This window comes from Curtobacterium sp. MCLR17_045 (assembly GCF_003234405.1).
In the GTDB taxonomy this organism is placed as follows: domain Bacteria; phylum Actinomycetota; class Actinomycetes; order Actinomycetales; family Microbacteriaceae; genus Curtobacterium; species Curtobacterium flaccumfaciens.
In genome coordinates this window covers 1-20,051 of sequence record NZ_QKTB01000029.1, presented here as the reverse complement: position 1 = coordinate 20,051, position 20,051 = coordinate 1, and the positions used below count along the sequence as shown (strand labels likewise).

The following is a 20,051-nucleotide window of genomic DNA, read 5'->3' as shown; positions in this document are numbered from 1 at the left end:
GGAGCTCGGCACTGACCGACGCTCGGTTTCCCGCACCGCCAGATCGTCACCAACCAGGACATCGATGGACTTCATCGCACAGGAACGCGACCGCTTGCTGCGGTCGGCGACCCGTGTCGTGGGCATCGTCTGCGCGCTCGTCAGCGTCGTGGGCATCCTCTCCGCCGCCGCCGTGCCCACGCCGCCCCTCATCGGCGCACTCCTCTGCATCGCCGCGATGATCACCGCCCTCGTGTGCTTCGGCCGCGGCGGCGAGGTGTGGTGGACCGCCGCCATCGTCGTCGCCGGGCTCGCCACGATGGTGCTGCTCTTCACCGGAGTCCCCGACTCGGCGCGGCCCCTCGTCGCCAGCGCCGTCATGCCCCTGGCCGCCGGCGGGCTCTCGGCACCGCTGATGGCCCAGCGCGGGCACCCGATCGGTCTCGGCATCACCATCGCCGGCGGCGGCGCCGTGGTGGTGCTCATGGTCTGGGGCTCGGGCTCGCTCCTGTCGACCCCGGTCAGCGGCGCACTGCTCGGGTGGATCCTGATGGCCGTCGTGGCGATCTGGATCTCGCGCAGCATCCCCCGTGTCGCCCGCCGCATCTACAGCATCGGCACCGCCCACCGCGCCGAACGGCAGGCCAGCGAGACCGAGGCCCAGCGCCGCCAGGGTGCCCGCCTGCTGCACGACACCGTGCTCGCGACCCTGACGCTGCTGGCGCACTCCGGCGTCGGCGTCTCCGAGCAGGCGATGCGCGAGCAGGCCGCCGAGGACGCCCGACTGCTGCGGCACCTGCGCCTCGGTGCGACCCCGCAGCCCTCGCAGTCCGGTGACTACTCGCTCACCCGCGAAGAGGAATCGCCCCTCGGGCAAACCCTGGAGTCCGTTAAGCAGCGCTTCGGCCGGATGGGGCTCGAGGTCAGCTGGCACGGCACCGGGCAGGTCCTGCTGCCGTCGAACGTGCTCGACGCGTTCCTCCTCGCGCTCGGCGAGTGCCTCGAGAACGTCCGTCGGCACGCCGGCGTCGGCGAGGCGCACGTCACGATCGTCCACGACAACGAGGTCGTCCGCGCGATGGTCACCGACTCCGGCGTCGGCTTCGACCTCACCACCGTCAGTGCCGAGCGACTCGGCTTCAAGGAGAGCGTCGTGAACCGCCTGCGCGAGGTCGGCGGCGACGCCAAGCTCTTCTCCGCGCCGGGCTCCGGCACCACCGTCGTCCTGGAGGCACCGCGATGACCCGGGTCCCCGAGGACACCATCGGCCGCAGCCTGCCCGGCGAGACCGCTCCGCCTGCACCCCGCACCCGCCGCGAGGCGCGCGAGCGGTACCGGACGAGCGAACGTCGCCAGGCCCGAGGGCTCCCGTCCACGTCGACCGGCGCCCGGTCGCTGCGCCAGGCCGCGAAGCCCGGCGCCTCGCTCGGTGCCGGGTACCTCGGCCTCGGCGCCGCGGTCCTCACCGCGATCGAGGCCGTCGCCGGCATCGCGTTCTTCCTGGTGCGCTGGAACGAGTACTCCGACCCGTGGTTGCCCGCGGTCGCCTGGGGGCTCTACGTCGTCGCCGCCGTCGGGGTCGGACTCAGCGTCCTGACCTACGGCGAACGGCTGACGGGTCCGGCCTTCGCGTTGATCTGCGTCGTGCTGGCCTGCGTGGTCACCCTCGACTTCATCGGCATCTGGCCCGAGCACGACATCGCCCACACCGCGACCGCGTCGATGGCCGCCGGGTTCGCCCTGCTGCCGATCGCCACGCTCCGCCCCGCCCGCGAGGTCGCCGTCGCCATCGGTGCGCTCGGCATCGCGTTCATCGTGATGGCCGTCGCGTCGACGCCGATCACGCACGACACCATGCCCGGCATCGTGTCCCTGCTGTCGCTCGTCGTCGTGCCGCCGTCGCTCGCGCTGTACGTCGTGCAGCGGTTCCGCCAGCTCGTGCAGCGCGAACTCGACCGGGTGCTCGTGCAGAGCAACGTGCAGGCGCCGCAGTTCGCCGTCGGCATGCTCGCCTCGGACGAGCTCGCCCGGCTCGACCTGGCCGCCGAGAAGCTGCTCGACGCCGTCGCCAACGGCACCGACCCGCTGCCGCTGTCCGACGCCTCGAGCTCCGTCGCCGCGTCGCTCGCCACCGAGCTCCGCCTGCACCTGATCGAGGGCCGTCGCGAGACCTGGCTCTACCACGCGATCACCGAGTCCGACCACCTCGGTCGCTCGGTGAGCGTCGCCGACCCGACCGCCCTGGCAGGGCACCTCTCCCCCACCCAGCGCGACGGGCTGCTGCAGGCGATCTGGCAGATGGTCGGCGACGGCCGCACCGCGCAGCCCGGCATGCCCGTCGTCTCCGTCACCCTCGGCCCCATCGGTTCCGACGGTCACCCGGTCAGCGACGACACCATGGACGTGCCCGTCGTCATCGAGTCCCGCGGGGTGCCCCGTCGCAGCCTCGGCCCGACGGCGTGGAGTGCCCTGCAGCGCATCGGCCCGTACACCGAGACCGTCCGCGACGGCGCGCTGCACATCGTCGCGCACTGCGTCGTGAACCGACATCCGTCGATGTAGCTGCCGGACACCCGCACGCCTGACCGACTTCCGGCCCGCATCCTCCTAGGATCGGCCGAGCAATCCGCACCGAGAAAGGACGCCAGCATGGCGACTCCAGAGGAACCGATCCGACTCGCACTGGTCGACGACCACAGGATGCTCCTCGGCGCGCTCACGGAGTGGATCCGGAACGCGGCCGACGACATCACCCTGGTGGCCGCCGTCACGACCTGGCCCGAGCTCCTGACGAGCCCGGCGTTCCCGGTCGACGTGGTGCTGCTGGACCTGGACCTCAAGGACTCCATCCCGGTGTCGCTGAAGATCTCGACGCTCAAGACCGCGGGCGTCAAGACCGTCGTGATGAGCACGTACTCGGAGCCGAACGTCGTGCGCGAGGCCCTCGGCGCCGGTGCCCTCGGGTACCTCGTCAAGAGCGAGGACGCCGACATGATCGTCGAGGCGATCCGCTCCGCCCAGCGCGGCGAGCAGTACGTCTCGGCCGAGCTCGACCTCGCCATCAACAGCGGCGACGTCGGCGGTGTGCCGAAGCTCAGCGCCCAGGAGCGTCGCGTGATGGCCCTGTACGGCGGTGGCGAGCCCGTCAAGAGCGTCGCCTACCAGCTCGGCATCTCCGAGGAGACCGCGAAGAGCTACCTCAAGCGCATCCGCGAGAAGTACCGCGTCGCCGGCTTCGACGTGGGCACGAAGGTCGCGCTGCGGAAGCGTGCGATCACCGACGGCATCATCGTGCAGGACGGCAGCCCCCTGGGGCTGTAGCGCGCGCTGCGTCGCGCATCGAGTGAGCAGAGGACGTCGGGTCCCGTCACGGAACCCGACGTCTTCTGCTCACTCGGGGCGGTCTTCCGCGCCACGTGACGGACGGGAGGCCCGTGGCGGGGTCGCCACGGGCCTCCCGTCCGGTGGGTGCGTGCGCACACCCCGCGTGTCAGGCCGTCGGGACCGGTGCGGTGATCGGGCCGGTGGACGGTGACGAGGAGCGGACCGCGGCACGACGGGTGCTCCGCCGCTCGACCGCGTAGCTGACCATCGTCACCAGGACGCCGAGCAGCGCCAGGCCGATGCCGAGCCAGCCCGGGGCGAGGAACCCGAAGCCGGCCGCGATGACCGCGCCGCCCAGGGCCGCACCGATCGAGTTGCCGATGTTGAACGCCGAGTGGTTCAGAGCCGCCGCGATCGTGCGGGCATCGCCGGCGACGTCCATCAGGCGCGACTGCACCGCCGGCGGGATCGCCGACGAGGTCGCACCGAGCAGGAACGCGCCGAGCAGCATGCCCCAGAGCCACTGTGCGGTCAGGACGGTGACGAGCAGGGCGCCGATGAGCGAGAACATGCCGACGTAGATCGTGCGCTTCACGCTGTGGTCGGCCAGGTGTCCGCCGAGCACCCCGCCGACGACCATGCCGATGCCCACGACGACGAGCACGATCGGCACGAACGACTCGGGCATGCCGGTGACGTTCTGCACGAGCGGCGAGATGTACGAGTAGACCGCGAAGAACCCGCCGAACCCGACGGCGCCGAGGCCCATCACGATCCACACCTGCGGCACGCGGAACGCCCGGAGCTCACGGCCGATCGTGGCGTGCTCGTCGCGGGCGCTCTTCGGCACGAAGGCCGCGACGGCCAGGAACGTCAGGGCGAACAGCGCGGCGACGACGCCGTACGCCACCCGCCACCCGGCCACCTGTCCGACCCACGTGATCGCCGGGACGCCGACGACGTTCGCGACCGACAGGCCGAGCAGCACCATGGCGATGCCCTTGCCGCGCTTGCCCGGGCCCATCATGTCGCCGGCGACGATCGACGCGATGCCGAAGTAGGCGCCGTGCGGCAGACCCGCGACGAAGCGGGCGACGAGCACCAGACCGAACGAGGGCAGCAGCGCGCTCGCGATCGTCGCGACGACGAACCCGACGAGCAGCACGAGGATCAGGCCCTTGCGCGGGAACCGGGCGGACATCGCCGCGATGGTCGGCGCACCGACGACGACCCCGAGGGCGTAGGCACTGACGAGCCAGCCGGCGTGGGCGATCCCGGCGTCGGGGTCGATGCCGTACTGCTCGGGGAGCAGGGCCTGCGCGATGTTCGGCAGCAGCCCCATCGCGACGAACTCGGTCGAGCCGATGGCGAACCCGCCGAGGGCGAGCGAGATGAGCGCGAGGGTGCGACGCGCAGGCGTGAGCGGTGACATGGGGCCTGTTCTCGTGCGGGCGGAGCGGGACGACGGTGCAGCACCCCACCGGACGGGGCGGCCGTGATGTCCTGGTCCGTCGAGTGTAGACCGCTCCAACGGACCAACGAAAGCCCGCGGGAGCTCAGGCCGCCTGGCGCTCCGGGGTGCGGGTCCGTGCGGTGGTCTGCTCGGGCAGCTCGTCGCGGTGCACCCATCCGGTGCCGCACTCCGCGCAGCTCGCCCAGGCGTTCTCGCCCTGTTCGTCCGTGTCGATGACGACCGTTCGCAGGTCGCAGTCGGGGCACCAGCCGTCGTGCATCATCACGCCCTCCTCATCGTCGTCTCGCAGGCCACCGGAAGTGGCTCGATGCAGACCATGAGACACCCGGCCACCGACATCCGAGGGACCGCTCCGGCGTGTCGGGCGACGCTGCGGTGCAGGATGACGACGTGCCCACCGTCACGACCGTCCTGGCCTCCTGCGCCGCCGGCGCGCCCGCGAACTGCGAGGACGCGACCGACCCGATCGGGATCGTCATCGTCGTGGTGTTCGCGGTCGCCGGCCTCGTCATGCTGACGGTCGCCGCGGTCCTCGGCACCGACCCCCGTCGCCGCAGGCGTCCGCGTCGGCGCCGCTGACCGCTACTCGCCGAGCGCGGCCTCGAGCCGTTCGAGCTTGCCGTCGATCTCGCCGGTGTGCCCGGGTCGGATGTCGGCCTTCAGCACGAGTGACACCCGCGTGCCGTATGCACCGACGGCCTCGGTGGCGCGCTTGACGACGTCCATGACCTCGTCCCACTCCCCCTCGATCTCGGTGAACATCGACGAGGTGCGGTTCGGCAGCCCGCTCTGGCGCACCACGCGCACGGCGGCCGCGACGGCGTCGTGCACGGACCCGTCGGACGTTGCAGCGGGACCACCGGACGGAGCGACGGAGAAGGCGACGATCATGCGTCCATCCTGCCCGGCTCGGGCTGGTCGCGCACGGACGGCGACGAGCGCGCCGACACCCGTCCGGACCCCGCAGCCCGCCCCATCCGCACCAGCACGACGACGCTCCACACCAGGATCGCCACCTCGAGCACGTTCCGGACCGTGAGCACCACGAGGATCCACGGCTGCACCCCGAGCAACTGGTCGTAGTAGCCCGGGTAGATGACCTGCGTGAGCAGGGCCATCGGCAGCGCGGTCACGGCGATCGGCACGAACCGGCGCGCACTGGGGGTGCCGGCGGCGAGCCCCCACACGATCGGCACCACGAACCAGCCGATGTACTGCGGCGACCCCACCTTGTTCGTCGCGATGAGCGCCGCGACGAACAGCAGCGCCAGGACCGGCGCGAGCTCGGCCCGACGGGCACCGCGGCGCGCGGCCCAGAGCGCGAGCACGACCCCGGCCACCACGACGACGGCCATCAGCGGCGTCGACACCGCGGCGGCGGCGGACGTGCCGGCACCGGACACCTCGAAGGTCAGGATCTCCTGGTCGTAGAACACCGCTGCACCCGGGACGCCGAACGCTGCGGCCCACATGAAGGGCGTCGCGAGCGGTGACTCGATCTGCAGCCCACGGCCGGTCTGCTCACCGACGAAGGACAGCAGGTACGGCGCACCGCCCCACAGCACGTCGACGAGCACGATCAGGGCGCTCAGCACCAGGGCCCCGGCGAGCACACCCCGGCGGTGTCCGCGACGCAGGAGCAGCAGCACCGCGACGAGCGCCGCGGGCCACACCTTCGTCCAGGCACCGGCGGTGAAGAGCGCGGACGCGACGGCCGGCCTCGAGGCCACGAACGCCACGCCCACCAGCGCGAACACCGTCGCGACGGTGTCGATCCGACCGAGCGCGATCGGCCCGAGCGCGAGCAGGAACAGCAGCCACCACCAGACGACCCGCACGCCGTGCACGCCGAAGCGGTCCGACGACCCGACGCGGACCCGGAAGCGCCACAGGAACGCGCACGCCACGGCGTCGAGCAGCACCATCAGCAGCAGCCAGCCGGTGCCGATCGATGCGACTCCCCCGAGCGCCGCGGCCGCCATCGGCACGATCGCCAGGATCGGGTAGACCCAGGCGCCGTCGATGCCGACCCAGAAGTCCGCGGTCCGCCCGGTCTCGATCCAGCGGCTGTAGGTGATGGTCACGTCACCGAGCGGCAGGTTCGCCGACACGAGGGTCAGCCACCACAGGAACCCGTGCACGGCGACGAACGCCAGGACGAAGCCGGCGAGTTCGAGCCACCGGGTCGAGGTCCTCTGCACCGGACGAGCGTAGCGGCCGGACCGGGTCCGATCGCTGCCACGGACTCAGGGTCTCCCGAGCATGACGTGTCACCGTTCTGCTCGTGACCTCCGACACCCCGCGCAAGCGCCGCAAGGCCGTCATCTGGATCTCCGTCATCGCCGCCGTCGTCGTCCTCGGCGTCGTGGGCGCGGTGGTCTTCACGAACGTCTACACGAGCAACGAGAACGCGAAGGCCTCGGCCGCGCCGTCCGTCGCCGCCACCCGTGAGGCCTCCACCCTCGACGACACGGACCTGTCCGGCGAGTGGACGGTCGGCGGCGACTCCGAGGCCGGGTACCGCGTCCACGAGGTCCTGAACGGCTCCGACGTCACCGTCACCGGCCGCACCGACAGCGTCTCCGGCACCGCGACCGTCGACGGCACGAGCATCACCGCCGCGAAGATCACGGTGCAGGTCGCCGACATCACCACCGACTCCGACCAGCGCGACGCCTACTTCCGCGACTCCGCGATGGACGCGGCGGCCTTCCCCGAGGCCACCTTCGAACTCACCGGACCGATCGCCGACGCGGTCCCGAGCGGCTCCGACACGACGACCGTGACCGCTCCGGGGAAGCTCACCCTGCACGGCGTCACGAAGGACGTCACCGCGAAGCTGCAGGTCGGCCTGAACGGCGACGGCGTCGACATCTCCGGTTCGGTCCCGATCACCTTCTCGGACTACGGCGTGCAGGCCCCGAGCCTGGGGTTCGTCAAGGTCGACGACGCCGGTTCGGTCGAGTTCCTGGTGCACGCGACCCCCGCGAGCTGACGTCCACGACGCGCGTCACGCCCGTGACGTGCCCGCCGACGGCCTGGAGGCGCGGTGCCAGCTGGCACCGCGCCTCCCGTCCGTCGGTCGTCGCGTCCTGGAGCCGCACCCGCTGGCTGATGCGTGCGCATGTTGCGACCTTGCACCTGTCGAACCCGTGGTGTCCCGTCGGAACATGCGCACGAATCCATTGCGTGCGCATCCGTCGACAGAACACGCGTCGATCACCTCGTGGATCGTCGGAAGATGCGCACGAACCGACCGCTACCCGCGCGCGTCCCCGTCCACGACCAGGTCCCGCACGACCCCCGGCAGCTCGGCGATGAGCGTCGTCATGGGGAACGGTCCGCCGCCGGACGCCCGCCGCGCCGCGAGCCCGTGCACCACCGCGGCCGACGCGGCCAGGTGCGCGAGGTCCGACGGCGTGAGCGACGAACCGGCCGCCTCGACGGAGCCCTGCCGCGCGGCGACGAGCGCCCCGAGGACCCCGCCCAGCACGTCCCCGGCACCGGCCGCCGCGAGCCACGGCGTCGCCGAGGACGCCACGAGCCGCACCGACCCGTCCGGGGTGACCACGTGGGTCCGCTCCCCCTTGAGCAGCACGACGCTGCCGGTCTGCTCCGCCGCTCGGAGCGCTGCGGCGGCCGGGTCCTGCTCGATCTCGGCACGATCGACCCCGAGGAACGAAGCGAGTTCACCGGCGTGCGGGGTGAGCACGGCGAGCGGCCCGAAGTCGACGAGCGGGATCGCCCCGGCGTCGACGACGACCGGGACGCCGTCGTCGGACGCGTGCGAGAAGCCCGCCGCCGTCGTCTCGTCCAGCTCACCCAGCGACGGCGCCGAGATCCCGGAGCCGACGAGCCAGGCCTGCACGCGGCCGACGCCGGACACGACCTCGGGGCGGCGGGTGAGCACGTGGTCGGTGGCGCGTGCGGGTCCGACGTACCGGACCATGCCGACGCCGGTGTGCACGGCGGCGTCGACCCCGAGCACCGCGGCGCCGGGGTACTGGTCGGAGCCGGTCGCGACGCCGAGCACCCCGCGGCGGTACTTGGTGGACTCCCCCGTCGGCGCGGTGACCCACGCGGCGGCATCGGACGGTCGGACGGGCACGAAGTCGTTCACCGGGCCCACGTTACGGTGGAGCACATGAGCCTGTTCCTGCCTGGTCGCGTGGTGGTCTTCGACTACGGCGAGGTGATCAGCCGGACGCCGCACGCCTCGCGGGACGCCCTCGTGGCCGCCACCGGGGTCCCGGCCGACGAGCTGTTCCCGGTGTACCAGGAGCTCCGCCACGACCTGGACCGTGGCGACCTGTCCGTCGTGGCGTACTGGCGTGCGATCGCGGAACGGACCGGACGGAGCTGGAGCATCTCCGAGATCCACCGGTTCTGGGCGATCGACTTCACCGGGTGGTTCGAGGTCGAGCCGGAGACCCTCGAGATCGTCGAGGAGCTGCACGACGCCGGCACCCGTGTCGCCCTGCTCTCGAACGCGGGCTTCGACTTCGGCGACCCGTACCGCCGCTCCCCGATGGGCTCGCTGTTCGAGACCGTCGTGGTGAGCGCCGAGGAGCACGTCCTGAAGCCCGCGGCATCCATCTACCGCGACACCTGTGCGCGCTTGGGAATCGACCCGGGTCAGATGGTGTTCGTGGACAACAGGGCCGAGAACGCCACCGGTGCGGAAGCGATCGGGGCGGTCGGCCACCACTACACGTCGCCGGCGTCGCTGCGGTCGTTCCTGACGGAACTGGCCGAGGCGCCGGCACCCGTCCTCTGAGGAGCCCGCGTGACGCACGCCCTGTTCGACCCGATCACCGTCCGTGACCTGACCGTCCGCAACCGCATCTGGGTCTCCCCGATGTGCCAGTACTCGGTGGACCAGCAGGACGGCGTCCCGACGCCGTGGCACCTCGTGCACCTGGGCGGGTTCGCCAAGGGCGGCGCCGGCGCGGTCGTCGTCGAGGCGACGGGCGTCGTGCCCGAGGGACGGATCACCCCGCAGGACCTCGGGCTGTGGAACGACCAGCAGCGCGACGCGTTCAAGCCGATCGTCGACTTCCTGCACGAGCAGGGGGCCGCGGCGGGCATCCAGCTCGCGCACGCCGGGCGCAAGGCGTCGACCTACCGCCCCTGGGACACCACGCACGGCACCGTCCCCGCCGACCAGGGCGGCTGGACCACGGTCGCGCCGTCGGCCGTGGCCTTCGACGGCTACGACGTCCCGCGCGAGCTCGCGGTGGAGGACATCCGCGTCGTCGCCCTCGCCTTCGCGCAGTCCGCCCGCCGCGCGGTCGAGGCCGGGTTCGACCTGGTCGAGATCCACGCGGCCCACGGCTACCTGCTGCACCAGTTCCTCTCGCCGCTGAGCAACCAGCGCACCGACCAGTACGGCGGCTCGCTCGAGAACCGTGCCCGCGCGCTGCTCGAGGTCGTCGACGCCGTGCGCGCCGAGGTCGGCGAGGGCTTCCCGATCGTCGTCCGCTTCTCGGCCACCGACTGGGTCGACGGCGGGCTCACGCTCGACGAGACCACCGTCGTCGCCCGCTGGGCCGCGGAGCACGGTGCCGACCTGGCCGACGTGTCGACCGGCGGCAACGTCGCGAGCGCGCCGATCCCGGTCGGCCCCGGCTACCAGGTGCCGCACGCCGCGGCGATCAAGCGCGACGCCGGCATCCCGACGATCGCCGTGGGCATGATCTCCGAGGCGTTCCAGGCCGAGCAGATCGTCGCGACCGGCCTGGCCGACGTCGTGATGATCGGTCGCGAGATGCTCCGCGACCCGTCGTTCGCGCTCCGTGCCGCCGTCGAACTCCGCGTGCCGGTCGACTACGAGCCGCAGCAGTACCACCGCGCGCGGATCACGGCCTAGGCGCGGTCGGTTCTGTACGGATTCACGGTCCGGCGACCGCGCAGGCAGTACGATTGGCAGCACTGTGGACGATCCCCCGAATAGTTCTTCGCCTCACTCATCCGCCGCTCACTCGGTGAGCTGCACGTCATCCCTGTCCGCGAACGGGGGTGAATCATGAGTCCGATCGACATCGTCATGCTGATCGGCGGCATCCTGCTGACCCTCGGCACGGGTGTCTTCGTCGCGTCAGAGTTCGCGCTGGTCAACCTCGACCGCGCCGACGTCGAAGCGCGGCGCGACCGCGGTGAAGCCGGCCTCGCGCCGGTCATCGGCGCGCTGAAGGTCACCTCGACGCACCTGTCCAGCGCACAGCTCGGCATCACGCTGACCACGCTGCTGACCGGCTACCTGCTCGAACCCTCGATCGCGAAGCTGCTCGAGGCGCCGTTCCTGGCGATGAACCTGCCAGAGGGCATCGTCGAGACCGTCGGCTCGATCGTGGCGCTCGTCATCGCGACCCTGCTGTCGATGATCCTCGGCGAGCTCGTGCCGAAGAACTTCGCGCTCGCGCTGCCCCTGCAGACCGCCAGGCTCGTGGTCCCGCTGCAGATCGCGTTCACGACGGTCTTCAAGCCCGCCGTCGCGCTGCTGAACGGCACCGCGAACGCCGTGCTCCGGTCGCTGGGCATCGAGCCGCAGGAGGAACTCTCCGGTGCGCGCAGTGCCGAGGAACTCACCTCGCTGCTGCGCCGCTCGGCGTCGGAGGGCTCGCTCGAACAGGACACCGCGACGCTGCTCGAGCGCACCATCTCGTTCTCCGAGCTGAGCGCCAGCGACGTGATGACCCCGCGCCCGCGGCTCTCCACCATCCGCGTGTCGGAGTCCGCCGAGGACGTCATCGCCCTCGCCCGCAAGACCGGCTTCAGCCGCTTCCCCGTCATCGAGGAGGACGCGGACGACGTCGTCGGCATCGTGCACGTCAAGCAGGCCGTCGCCGTGCCGCGCGAGAAGCGTCCGGAGGTCCCCGTCGGGGCACTCATGACCGACGCCGAGCGCGTGCCGGAGACCATGCCCGGCGACACCCTGCTCGCCGAGGTCCGCGGTCGCGGCTACCAGATGGTCATCGTCGTCGACGAGTACGGCGGTACCGCCGGGGTCGTCACGCTCGAGGACCTGATCGAGGAGATCGTCGGCGAGGTCTCCGACGAGCACGACCGCGCCCGCATCGACGTGGTGCGCTCCCGTGACTGGCTGACCTTCCCCGGTCTGCTGCGTCCCGACGAGCTCGAGGACCGCGCCGGCGTGAAGGTGCCGGAGGAGGGCCCGTACGAGACCGTCGGCGGGTTCGTCATGTCGACGCTGGGCCGCCTGCCCGTCGTCGGCGACGAGGTGCCACTGGACGGCGGTGTGTTCCGCGTCGAGCGGCTGGACGGCCGTCGGATCGACCGCATCCGCTGGACCCCGACGCGCCCGTCGACCGACACGGCGGCGACCGCGATCATCATCCCGTCCACCAAGAGCACCCCGACCACCACGAAGGCCTCGGCCACCACGACGAAGGGCAGCACCCGATGAGCTCCGACTGGTGGGGCATCTTCTGGCTCGTCGTCCTGTTGATGGGCAACGCGTACTTCGTCGCGGCCGAGTTCGCGGTCATCTCCGCACGCCGCTCCCAGATCGAGCCCCGCGCGGAGGAGGGCTCGAAGGCCGCGCAGATGACGCTGTGGGCGATGGAGCACGCCACCCGCATGCTCGCGACGACCCAGCTCGGCATCACGGTCTGCTCGCTGCTCATCCTCAACGTGTCCGAGCCGGCGATCCACCACCTGCTCGAGGTCCCGCTGCACCTGACCGGCTGGAGCGCCGAGGTGATCGGCACCGTGGCCTTCGTGTTCACGCTGCTGCTCGTGTCGTTCCTGCACGTGGTGTTCGGCGAGATGGTGCCGAAGAACATCTCGTTCTCGATGCCGGACCGCGCTGCACTGCTGCTCGTCCCGACGCTCTGGTACATCGGTCACGGCCTGCACTGGGTCATCGTCGGCCTGAACGAGGTCGCGAACGCCGTGCTGCGGCTGTTCCGCGTCGAGCCCAAGGACGAAGCGGTGAGCGCCTTCACGGTGGAGGAGGTGCAGACCATCGTGGAGCAGTCACGCCGCGAGGGCACCCTGACCGACGACGGCAAGCTCGCCCTGGCGTTCGAGTTCACCGAGAAGAAGGTCCGTGACGTCGCCGTGCCGATGGCCGAACTCGTCACCCTGCCCGACGACGCCACCCCGGCCGACGTCGAGCACGCCGTGGCACAGCGCGGGTTCTCCCGCTACGTGCTCGTCGGCGAGGACGGCTCCCCCACCGGCTACGTGCACGTGAAGGACGTCATCGACCTGCGTCCGGACGAGTTCGACGACCCGGTGCCGCCGAAGCGCATCCGTCAGCTCATCTCGCTCTACACCGAGATGGACCTCGAGGACGCGCTCGCGACCATGCGGGCCGCCGGGCGCCACGTGGCCCGCGCCTTCGACGCGGACGGCCGCACGATCGGCGTGCTGTTCCTCGAGGACATCCTCGAAGAGCTGGTGGGCGAGGTCGAGGACGCGACCCGACGCCGGTAGACGTACAGACAAGCGGACGGGAGGCGCGGTGCCAGGTGGCACCGCGCCTCCCGTCCGTCTGTGGTCGCGACCAGGGCGACGCGCACCCCGGCCGCGCTACCAGCTGACGGGCAGGGGCTTGCCCTCCTCGTACCCGGCGGCGGACTGGATGCCGACCAGCGCGCGCTCGGAGAACTCGGCGAGTGACGACGCGCCCGCGTAGGTGGCGGAGCTGCGGACGCCGGTGGTGATCATGTCGAGCAGGTCCTCGACGCTCGGGCGCTCCGGGTCGAGGTAGATCGTCGACGACGAGATCCCCTCGGCGAAGAGCGCCTTGCGGGCCCGCTCGTACGGGTCGAGCCGCTCGAAGCGCTCGCGGACGGCCTTCGCCGAGGCCATGCCCCAGCTCTCCTTGTACGCCTTGCCGGCGGCGTCGCGGCGCAGGACACCGGGGGCCTCGAGCGTGCCGGCGAACCACGAGCCGATCATGACGGCGGACGCCCCGGCTGCCAGCGCGAGGGCGACGTCGCGCGGGTAGCGCACCCCGCCGTCCGCCCAGACGTGCGCACCGAGCGAGCGGGCAGCCGCGGCGGTCTCGAGCACGGCGGAGAACTGCGGGCGACCGACGGCCGTCATCATGCGGGTGGTGCACATGGCGCCCGGTCCGACGCCGACCTTGATGATGTCCGCTCCGGCCCCGACCAGGTGCGCGACGGCGTCGGCGGTGACGACGTTGCCGGCGACGAGCGGGATGCCGAGCTGCAGCGACGCGACCGTGCGGAGTGCGCGGAGCATGCCGTCCTGGTGGCCGTGCGCGGTGTCGAGGACCAGGACGTCCACGCCCGCGGCGGCCAGCGCCTTGGCCTTGGCCGCGACGTCGCCGTTGATGCCGAGCGCGGCGGCGACCCGGAGCCGGCCGGAAGCGTCGACGGCGGGCGTGTAGATGTCGGAGCGGATCGCGCTCGTCTGGCTCGTGGTCCCGACGACCCGGCCGTGCCGCATGACCGGCGCGAAGTCGACCTCGGCGGCCGAGAGCACGTCGTACACGTGGCGGGGTGTGCCGGCGTCCTCGGCGTCGATCGCGGTCGAGGCGCCGTGCAGCAGGTCACCGAGGACGGCGTCGGGGCCGGCGGTACCGAGGCGGGTCGCGGGCACACAGCCCAGGTACTCCCCGTCGGCGTCGCGGACGACCACACCACGGCCGGCCACCGGCAGGAGCTGCTCGAGGGCCTCTGCGACGGTGGTCTGCGCACCCATGTCGTAGGCGGTGTCGAAGTCGACCGGCTGGTCCTTCACCCAGCGGATCGCGGCGTCGAGGTCCTGCAGGTGCATGTCCTGCGGCAGCACGCCCAGACCACCGCGGCGGGCCAGGGTGGCGGCGAGCCGGGGGCCCGTGACGGAGTTCATGTTGGCGCTGACGATCGGGATCGTGGCACCGCTGCCGTCGTTCGCCGCGAGGTCGACGTCGAAGCGGCTCGTCACGCCGGAACGGCTCGGGACGAGGAAGACGTCGGAGTAGGTCAGGTCGTGCGTCGGCCGCGTCTCGTAGAACCTCATGCGCTCCACTGTACGGCTCCCGTCAGGGCCCCGACCGGGTGCTCGGGGGCTGCCGACTCGCGCCGCGGCTGACACGGAACGGACATGTCGGAGCGGCTAGGCTTGGCACCTGTGCGGCGCAGGGTTGCTCCGCACGACACACACGAGCATCTATCGACGGAGAGTGGGCGATCGGCTGTGTCGAGCCATCTGACCGGAACGGACGAGACCGCGGGCGAATTCGGGGCGAACGAGTGGCTCGTCGACGAGCTCTACGAGCAGTTCGTCGCGGACAAGGAATCGGTCGACAAGTCCTGGTGGCCGGTCCTCGAGAGCTACCACCGCACGCAGGTCGGTGACGCTCCGGCTCCGGCGGGCTCCCCCGCGCAGCAGGCGCCGGCCCAGCAGGCGCCGGCCCAGCAGGCGCCGGCGCAGCAGCAGTCGTCGACGCAGCAGCCGGCCACCGGGGACACCCCGGGCGAGGCGAAGTCGGGCCCGATCCAGGCGAAGACCACCTCGCGTCAGCCGGCACCGCAGCCGATCCCGGCCGAGGCGAACGACGCCGCCGACGACCACGAGGAGACCCACGAGGACGTGGCGACCCCGCTCCGGGGCATGGCCAAGACGCTGGCGTCGAACATGGACGCCTCGCTGACCGTCCCGACCGCCACGAGCGTCCGGACGATCCCGGCGAAGCTGATGATCGACAACCGGATCGTCATCAACAACCACCTGCGACGCGCCCGCGGCGGCAAGATCTCCTTCACGCACCTGATCGGGTGGGCGATGGTGCAGGCGCTCAAGGACTTCCCGAGCCAGAACGTCTTCTACGAAGAGCGCGACGGCAAGCCGTTCGTCGTCGCCCCGGCGCACGTCAACCTCGGCATCGCGATCGACGTCCCGAAGAAGGACGGCACCCGCTCGCTCCTGGTGCCGAGCATCAAGCGCGCGGAGACCCTGACGTTCGGGCAGTTCCTCTCCGCCTACGAGGACCTCGTCAAGCGTGCCCGCGACAACAAGCTCACCCCGGCGGACTTCCAGGGCACGACGATCTCGCTCACCAACCCGGGCGGCATCGGCACCGTGCACTCGGTCCCGCGTCTGACGAAGGGGCAGGGCTCGATCATCGGCGCCGGCGCCCTCGAGTACCCGGCGCAGTTCCAGGGCTCGGCGTCGAAGACCCTGGTCGAGCTCGGCATCGGCAAGACCATCACCCTGACGAGCACCTACGACCACCGAGTCATCCAGGGCGCCGGTTCGGGTGAGTACCTCAAGCACGTGCACGAGCGCCTGATCGGCGAGCACGGCTTCTACGACGGCATCTTCGCCGCGCTCCGGATCCCCTACAAGCCGATCCAGTGGGCGAACGACATCAACGTCGACCTGGCGCACCGGGTGAACAAGACCGCGCGCGTGCAGGAGCTCATCAACAGCTTCCGCGTCCGTGGGCACCTGATGGCCGACATCGACCCGCTCGAGTACCGCCAGCGCACGCACCCCGACCTCGAGATCGAGAGCCACGGGCTGACCTTCTGGGACCTCGACCGCGAGTTCGTCACCGGTGGGCTCGCCGGCACCACCTCGGCTCCGCTCCGCGACGTCCTCGGGATCCTGCGCGACGCCTACTGCCGCACGGTCGGCATCGAGTACATGCACATCCAGGACCCGGAACAGCGTCGCTGGGTGCAGGAGCGCATCGAGGTGCCGTACTCGAAGCCCTCGAAGGACGAGCAGCTCCGCGTCCTCGGCAAGCTCAACGAAGCCGAGGCGTTCGAGACCTTCCTGCAGACCAAGTACGTCGGCCAGAAGCGCTTCTCGCTCGAGGGCGGCGAGTCCACCATCGCCTTCCTCGACACCCTGATCCAGCACGCCGCCGGAGCCGGACTGGCCGAGGTCGCGATCGGCATGGCCCACCGTGGCCGCCTGAACGTGCTGACGAACATCGCCGGCAAGACCTACGGGCAGATCTTCCGTGAGTTCGAGGGGTCCTCGCTGCCGGGCACGGTGTCCGGTCAGGGCTCCGGCGACGTGAAGTACCACGTCGGCACCGAGGGCGTGTTCCGCACGTCCGACGGCTCGAGCATCCCGGTGACGATCGCCGCGAACCCGTCCCACCTCGAAGCCGTCGACGGCGTGCTCGAGGGCATCGTCCGCGCCAAGCAGGACCGCGAGGCACCCGGTAGCTTCGGCGTGCTCCCCGTGCTCGTGCACGGCGACGCGGCGATGGCCGGCCAGGGCGTGGTCGTCGAGACGCTGCAGATGTCGCAGCTCCGCGGGTACCGCACCGGCGGCACGGTCCACCTCGTCATCAACAACCAGGTCGGGTTCACCACCCCTCCCGAGTCGGCCCGCAGCTCCGTGTACTCCACCGACGTCGCGAAGACGATCCAGGCACCGATCTTCCACGTGAACGGCGACGACCCCGAGGCCGTCGCCCGCGTCGCCGAACTCGCCTTCGCGTACCGCGAGGAGTTCCACCGCGACGTCGTGATCGACCTGATCTGCTACCGCCGCCGTGGGCACAACGAGGGCGACGACCCCTCGATGACGCAGCCGCTGATGTACAACCTCATCGAGGCGAAGCGCTCCGTCCGCACGCTGTACACCGAGGCCCTCGTCGGCCGTGGTGACATCACGCAAGAGGAGTACGACGAGGCGCACCGCGACTTCCAGGACCGCCTGGAACGCGCCTTCGCCGAGACGCACGAGGCACAGACCGGCACCATCCCGGTCATCGAGGTCGACGACGACGGTGCGGTGCAGGGGCTCGAACGCCCGGCCGCACAGCGCGACGACTCCGAGGTCGAGGTGCACGAGACCGCCGTCTCCGAAGAACTCGTCCGGGCGATCGGCGACGCGCACAGCAACCCGCCCGCCGGGTTCTCCATCCACCCGAAGCTGCAGCAGCTGCTGACCAAGCGCACCGAGATGACGCGCAACGGCGGCATCGACTGGGCGATGGCCGAGCTCATGGCGATCGGCTCGATCCTGGTCGAGGGCAAGCCCGTCCGCCTCGCCGGACAGGACGCCCGACGCGGCACGTTCGTCCAGCGCCAGTCGGTGTTCCACGACCGGGTGAACGGCCAGGAATGGCTGCCGCTGTCGAACCTCACCGAGGACCAGGCCCGGTTCTACGTGTACGACTCGTTGCTGAGCGAGTACGCGGCGATGGCCTTCGAGTACGGCTACTCGGTGGAGCGTCCCGAGTCCCTCGTGCTCTGGGAGGCGCAGTTCGGCGACTTCGCGAACGGCGCCCAGATCGTCATCGACGAGTTCATCTCGTCCGCTGAGCAGAAGTGGGGGCAGCGCTCCGGCCTCGTCCTGCTGCTGCCGCACGGGTACGAGGGTCAGGGGCCGGACCACTCGTCGGCACGCATCGAGCGCTACCTGCAGCTGTGCGCCGAGGACAACATGATCGTCGCGCGCCCGTCGACCCCGGCGTCGTACTTCCATCTGCTCCGCCGGCAGGCCTGGGCCCGTCCGCAGAAGCCGCTCGTCGTGTTCTCCCCGAAGGCGATGCTCCGGCTCCGCCAGGCGACGAGCGCGGTCGAGGACTTCACGACCGGAACGTTCGAGCCCGTGCTGGACGACGCGCGGATCACCGACAAGAGCGCCGTGCGTCGCGTGGTGCTGCACTCCGGCAAGGTGCACCACGACCTGCGTGCCGAGGTCGACAAGCGCGGCGTCACCGACGTCGCACTCGTCCGCCTCGAGCAGCTCGCCCCGCTCCCCCTCGACCGCATCCTCGAGGTCCTGGCGGGCTACCCGGACGCCGACGTCGTGTGGGCACAGGAGGAGCCGGAGAACCAGGGCGCCTGGCCGTTCGTCTGCATGAACCTGTCGCCGCACCTGGGCGGTCGCCCGTTGTCCGTCGCGGCCCGCTCGGCGAGTGCCGCACCGGCCACGGGGTCCTCGAAGCGCTCCGCGCAGGAGGCCGCCGACGTCATCGACACGGCGCTGAGCGCGTCGGCCTAGTCACGGGAAGCGCCCCGTGCGGGAGTCCGAGGGACTCCTGCACGGGGCGCTTCGACGTTCGCCAGGAAGGTGGCGCTACGCGATCTTCGTGTACCGCACCCCGGCGTCGTGGTAGCCGCGCTTCTGGTAGAACCGGTGCGCGCTGTCCGTCGCGGCCGCACTGACGGCGCTGAGGCGACGGGCGCCCTGCTCGACCGCCCATGCTTCGAACGTGCCGATGAGCGCCGAACCGGTGCCGAGCCTCCTGGCCGTGTCGTCGACGACCAGCAGCAGCAGCTGCGCCGTCGGCTCGTCGCTGGCGTACGCCCACGTGACCTGGGCGCCGGCGACGGCGACGACCCGGCCGTCGTCACCGCGGACCACCCACGTGCGGTGCCCGGCTTCGGGGGTGAGCCGGTCGAGGCGGGCGCGCATCGACGCATCGTCGACGTCGTGACCGAGCAGGCGGACGAGGGCGGCGACGTCGGCGACGTCCGTGTCGGACCAGGTGGTGGTCGACTCGACGGAGAGGGTCATGTCGGCCAACCTACCCGGGCCGTCGGTCGTGTTGCGACGGGGTTCCATAACAACTGATATTCATATACTCTGCTGTCATATCACCCGCCGGGTGAACCGACCGACAGGACAGCCATGCACATCACCTCCCGCCACGGCCGCACGGCCGCCTGGATCGCCTTCCCGCTCGCCGTCGTCGCGAGCGGTGCCCTCATCGCAACCGCCTCGTACGCCGCCTTCTCGAGCAGCACCGACAACGCCGCGAACAGCTGGCGCACCGGTGCCGTCTCCCTCACCGACGACGACCAGGGCGTCGCGATGTTCGACGTCGACGACCTGGTTCCGGGGTCCGCAGGCTCGAACTGCATCACGGTGACGGCGAACACCACCAACGCCTCGACCGTGAAGCTCTACGCCGCAGACGCGACCGACGCCGACTCCCTCGCCGAGCACCTCGGGCTGACGGTCGAGCGCGGCAGCCTCGGCACCGCGGGCGACTGCAGCACCTTCACGGGGACGACCGTGCACGACGGGACGCTCGCCGACCTCATGGCGTCCGAGTCCTTCGGCACCGGCGTCGACGCATGGAAGCCCACGACGGGCACGGCGAGCACGACCTACCGGTTCAGCTACGACCTGAGCGAGGGCGCGCCGAACACCGCGCAGTCGTCCGAGGCCGGCACCACGTTCGTGTGGGAAGCGCAGACCGACTGATCCCCGTCCCGATCCGTCCCACCAGAACCGTCCGACCCGCCCCGAGCTAACGCCCCCAATAGAACCTAGCACAAGACGCGGACCCATCAGCCATGACATCGGGCTGCGCCTCTCG

Annotated in this window: 18 protein-coding genes; 11 read left to right on the top strand and 7 right to left on the bottom strand. The window is 71.1% G+C overall.

Annotation, left to right across the window (positions count from 1 at the left end; all coding sequences use genetic code 11):
• Window positions 1-64: 64 nt before the first annotated feature.
• The 3 genes from DEJ05_RS14910 (at window position 65) to DEJ05_RS14900 (ending at window position 3,300) form a co-directional block, all read left to right on the top strand.
• Complete coding sequence (locus DEJ05_RS14910) at window positions 65-1,222, top strand: ATP-binding protein (protein WP_111110822.1); 1,158 nt, start codon at window positions 65-67, stop codon at window positions 1,220-1,222.
• Complete coding sequence (locus DEJ05_RS14905) at window positions 1,219-2,541, top strand: hypothetical protein (protein WP_111110820.1); 1,323 nt, start codon at window positions 1,219-1,221, stop codon at window positions 2,539-2,541. Before DEJ05_RS14910 ends, DEJ05_RS14905 begins: the two co-directional genes overlap by 4 nt.
• Window positions 2,542-2,628: 87 nt before the next feature.
• Entirely contained in the window at window positions 2,629-3,300 is a 672-nt protein-coding gene (locus tag DEJ05_RS14900; protein ID WP_017888182.1) for a response regulator transcription factor, read from the top strand.
• Between the two features lie 169 nt (window positions 3,301-3,469).
• On the opposite strand, the gene DEJ05_RS14895 is transcribed toward DEJ05_RS14900, so the two are convergent.
• Window positions 3,470-4,735 carry an MFS transporter gene (locus tag DEJ05_RS14895; protein ID WP_111029195.1) on the bottom strand — a complete coding sequence of 422 codons (1,266 nt, stop codon included), beginning with the start codon at window positions 4,733-4,735 and terminating at the stop codon, window positions 3,470-3,472.
• A gap of 124 nt (window positions 4,736-4,859) precedes the next feature.
• Entirely contained in the window at window positions 4,860-5,039 is a 180-nt protein-coding gene (locus DEJ05_RS14890; RefSeq protein ID WP_111024823.1) for a hypothetical protein, read from the bottom strand.
• A gap of 128 nt (window positions 5,040-5,167) precedes the next feature.
• Between DEJ05_RS14890 and DEJ05_RS14885 the strand changes: the two genes are divergently transcribed.
• Window positions 5,168-5,356, top strand: coding sequence for a hypothetical protein (locus DEJ05_RS14885; protein WP_146245116.1), 189 nt, complete (start codon window positions 5,168-5,170; stop codon window positions 5,354-5,356).
• A 3-nt stretch (window positions 5,357-5,359) separates the two neighbouring features.
• On the opposite strand, the gene DEJ05_RS14880 is transcribed toward DEJ05_RS14885, so the two are convergent.
• Both DEJ05_RS14880 and DEJ05_RS14875 read right to left on the bottom strand, forming a co-directional pair.
• Complete coding sequence (locus DEJ05_RS14880) at window positions 5,360-5,668, bottom strand: thiamine-binding protein (protein ID WP_111029193.1); 309 nt, start codon at window positions 5,666-5,668, stop codon at window positions 5,360-5,362.
• Window positions 5,665-6,978: a glycosyltransferase 87 family protein gene (locus tag DEJ05_RS14875; RefSeq protein WP_111110818.1), complete on the bottom strand. Its 1,314-nt coding sequence runs from the start codon at window positions 6,976-6,978 to the stop codon at window positions 5,665-5,667. Before DEJ05_RS14875 ends, DEJ05_RS14880 begins: the two co-directional genes overlap by 4 nt.
• A gap of 83 nt (window positions 6,979-7,061) precedes the next feature.
• On the opposite strand from DEJ05_RS14875, the gene DEJ05_RS14870 reads away from it, so the two are divergent.
• Complete coding sequence (locus DEJ05_RS14870; protein WP_111029191.1) at window positions 7,062-7,772, top strand: YceI family protein; 711 nt, start codon at window positions 7,062-7,064, stop codon at window positions 7,770-7,772.
• 264 nt (window positions 7,773-8,036) lie between these two features.
• Here the strand turns inward: DEJ05_RS14870 and DEJ05_RS14865 are convergent, their stop codons facing one another.
• Entirely contained in the window at window positions 8,037-8,897 is an 861-nt protein-coding gene (locus DEJ05_RS14865; protein WP_111110816.1) for an ADP/ATP-dependent (S)-NAD(P)H-hydrate dehydratase, read from the bottom strand.
• Window positions 8,898-8,921: 24 nt separating this feature from the next.
• On the opposite strand from DEJ05_RS14865, the gene DEJ05_RS14860 reads away from it, so the two are divergent.
• The 4 genes from DEJ05_RS14860 (at window position 8,922) to DEJ05_RS14845 (ending at window position 13,237) form a co-directional block, all read left to right on the top strand.
• Window positions 8,922-9,554 carry an HAD family phosphatase gene (locus DEJ05_RS14860; RefSeq protein WP_111089869.1) on the top strand — a complete coding sequence of 211 codons (633 nt, stop codon included), beginning with the start codon at window positions 8,922-8,924 and terminating at the stop codon, window positions 9,552-9,554.
• Window positions 9,555-9,563: 9 nt separating this feature from the next.
• Complete coding sequence (locus tag DEJ05_RS14855) at window positions 9,564-10,646, top strand: NADH:flavin oxidoreductase/NADH oxidase (protein ID WP_027465830.1); 1,083 nt, start codon at window positions 9,564-9,566, stop codon at window positions 10,644-10,646.
• A 156-nt stretch (window positions 10,647-10,802) separates the two neighbouring features.
• Entirely contained in the window at window positions 10,803-12,203 is a 1,401-nt protein-coding gene (locus DEJ05_RS14850) for a hemolysin family protein (protein ID WP_071404734.1), read from the top strand.
• On the top strand, window positions 12,200-13,237 hold the full coding sequence (locus DEJ05_RS14845) for a hemolysin family protein (RefSeq protein WP_027465832.1): 1,038 nt from the start codon (window positions 12,200-12,202) through the stop codon (window positions 13,235-13,237). Before DEJ05_RS14850 ends, DEJ05_RS14845 begins: the two co-directional genes overlap by 4 nt.
• A gap of 96 nt (window positions 13,238-13,333) precedes the next feature.
• Here the strand turns inward: DEJ05_RS14845 and DEJ05_RS14840 are convergent, their stop codons facing one another.
• Window positions 13,334-14,773: a GuaB1 family IMP dehydrogenase-related protein gene (locus tag DEJ05_RS14840; RefSeq protein ID WP_111054022.1), complete on the bottom strand. Its 1,440-nt coding sequence runs from the start codon at window positions 14,771-14,773 to the stop codon at window positions 13,334-13,336.
• 177 nt (window positions 14,774-14,950) lie between these two features.
• On the opposite strand from DEJ05_RS14840, the gene DEJ05_RS14835 reads away from it, so the two are divergent.
• Window positions 14,951-18,727, top strand: coding sequence for a multifunctional oxoglutarate decarboxylase/oxoglutarate dehydrogenase thiamine pyrophosphate-binding subunit/dihydrolipoyllysine-residue succinyltransferase subunit (locus DEJ05_RS14835; protein WP_181440738.1), 3,777 nt, complete (start codon window positions 14,951-14,953; stop codon window positions 18,725-18,727).
• Between the two features lie 75 nt (window positions 18,728-18,802).
• On the opposite strand, the gene DEJ05_RS14830 is transcribed toward DEJ05_RS14835, so the two are convergent.
• Complete coding sequence (locus tag DEJ05_RS14830; RefSeq protein ID WP_027465835.1) at window positions 18,803-19,243, bottom strand: GNAT family N-acetyltransferase; 441 nt, start codon at window positions 19,241-19,243, stop codon at window positions 18,803-18,805.
• A 114-nt stretch (window positions 19,244-19,357) separates the two neighbouring features.
• On the opposite strand from DEJ05_RS14830, the gene DEJ05_RS14825 reads away from it, so the two are divergent.
• Window positions 19,358-19,936 (top strand): hypothetical protein, encoded by a 579-nt coding sequence (locus DEJ05_RS14825; protein WP_111110814.1) that lies wholly within the window; start codon window positions 19,358-19,360, stop codon window positions 19,934-19,936.
• The last annotated feature ends 115 nt before the right edge of the window (window positions 19,937-20,051 follow it).

What these genes read in the sequence shown, in the direction of transcription:
- DEJ05_RS14845 (WP_027465832.1), top strand. Translation starts at nt 12,200, where the DNA reads ATGAGCTCCGACTGGTGGGGCATCTTCTGGCTCGTCGTCCTGTTGATG.
- DEJ05_RS14890 (WP_111024823.1), bottom strand. Translation starts at nt 5,039, where the DNA reads ATGATGCACGACGGCTGGTGCCCCGACTGCGACCTGCGAACGGTCGTC.
- DEJ05_RS14910 (WP_111110822.1), top strand. Translation starts at nt 65, where the DNA reads ATGGACTTCATCGCACAGGAACGCGACCGCTTGCTGCGGTCGGCGACC.
- DEJ05_RS14880 (WP_111029193.1), bottom strand. Translation starts at nt 5,668, where the DNA reads ATGATCGTCGCCTTCTCCGTCGCTCCGTCCGGTGGTCCCGCTGCAACG.
- DEJ05_RS14825 (WP_111110814.1), top strand. Translation starts at nt 19,358, where the DNA reads ATGCACATCACCTCCCGCCACGGCCGCACGGCCGCCTGGATCGCCTTC.
- DEJ05_RS14900 (WP_017888182.1), top strand. Translation starts at nt 2,629, where the DNA reads ATGGCGACTCCAGAGGAACCGATCCGACTCGCACTGGTCGACGACCAC.
- DEJ05_RS14895 (WP_111029195.1), bottom strand. Translation starts at nt 4,735, where the DNA reads ATGTCACCGCTCACGCCTGCGCGTCGCACCCTCGCGCTCATCTCGCTC.
- DEJ05_RS14905 (WP_111110820.1), top strand. Translation starts at nt 1,219, where the DNA reads ATGACCCGGGTCCCCGAGGACACCATCGGCCGCAGCCTGCCCGGCGAG.
- DEJ05_RS14850 (WP_071404734.1), top strand. Translation starts at nt 10,803, where the DNA reads ATGAGTCCGATCGACATCGTCATGCTGATCGGCGGCATCCTGCTGACC.
- DEJ05_RS14830 (WP_027465835.1), bottom strand. Translation starts at nt 19,243, where the DNA reads ATGACCCTCTCCGTCGAGTCGACCACCACCTGGTCCGACACGGACGTC.
- DEJ05_RS14840 (WP_111054022.1), bottom strand. Translation starts at nt 14,773, where the DNA reads ATGAGGTTCTACGAGACGCGGCCGACGCACGACCTGACCTACTCCGAC.
- DEJ05_RS14860 (WP_111089869.1), top strand. Translation starts at nt 8,922, where the DNA reads ATGAGCCTGTTCCTGCCTGGTCGCGTGGTGGTCTTCGACTACGGCGAG.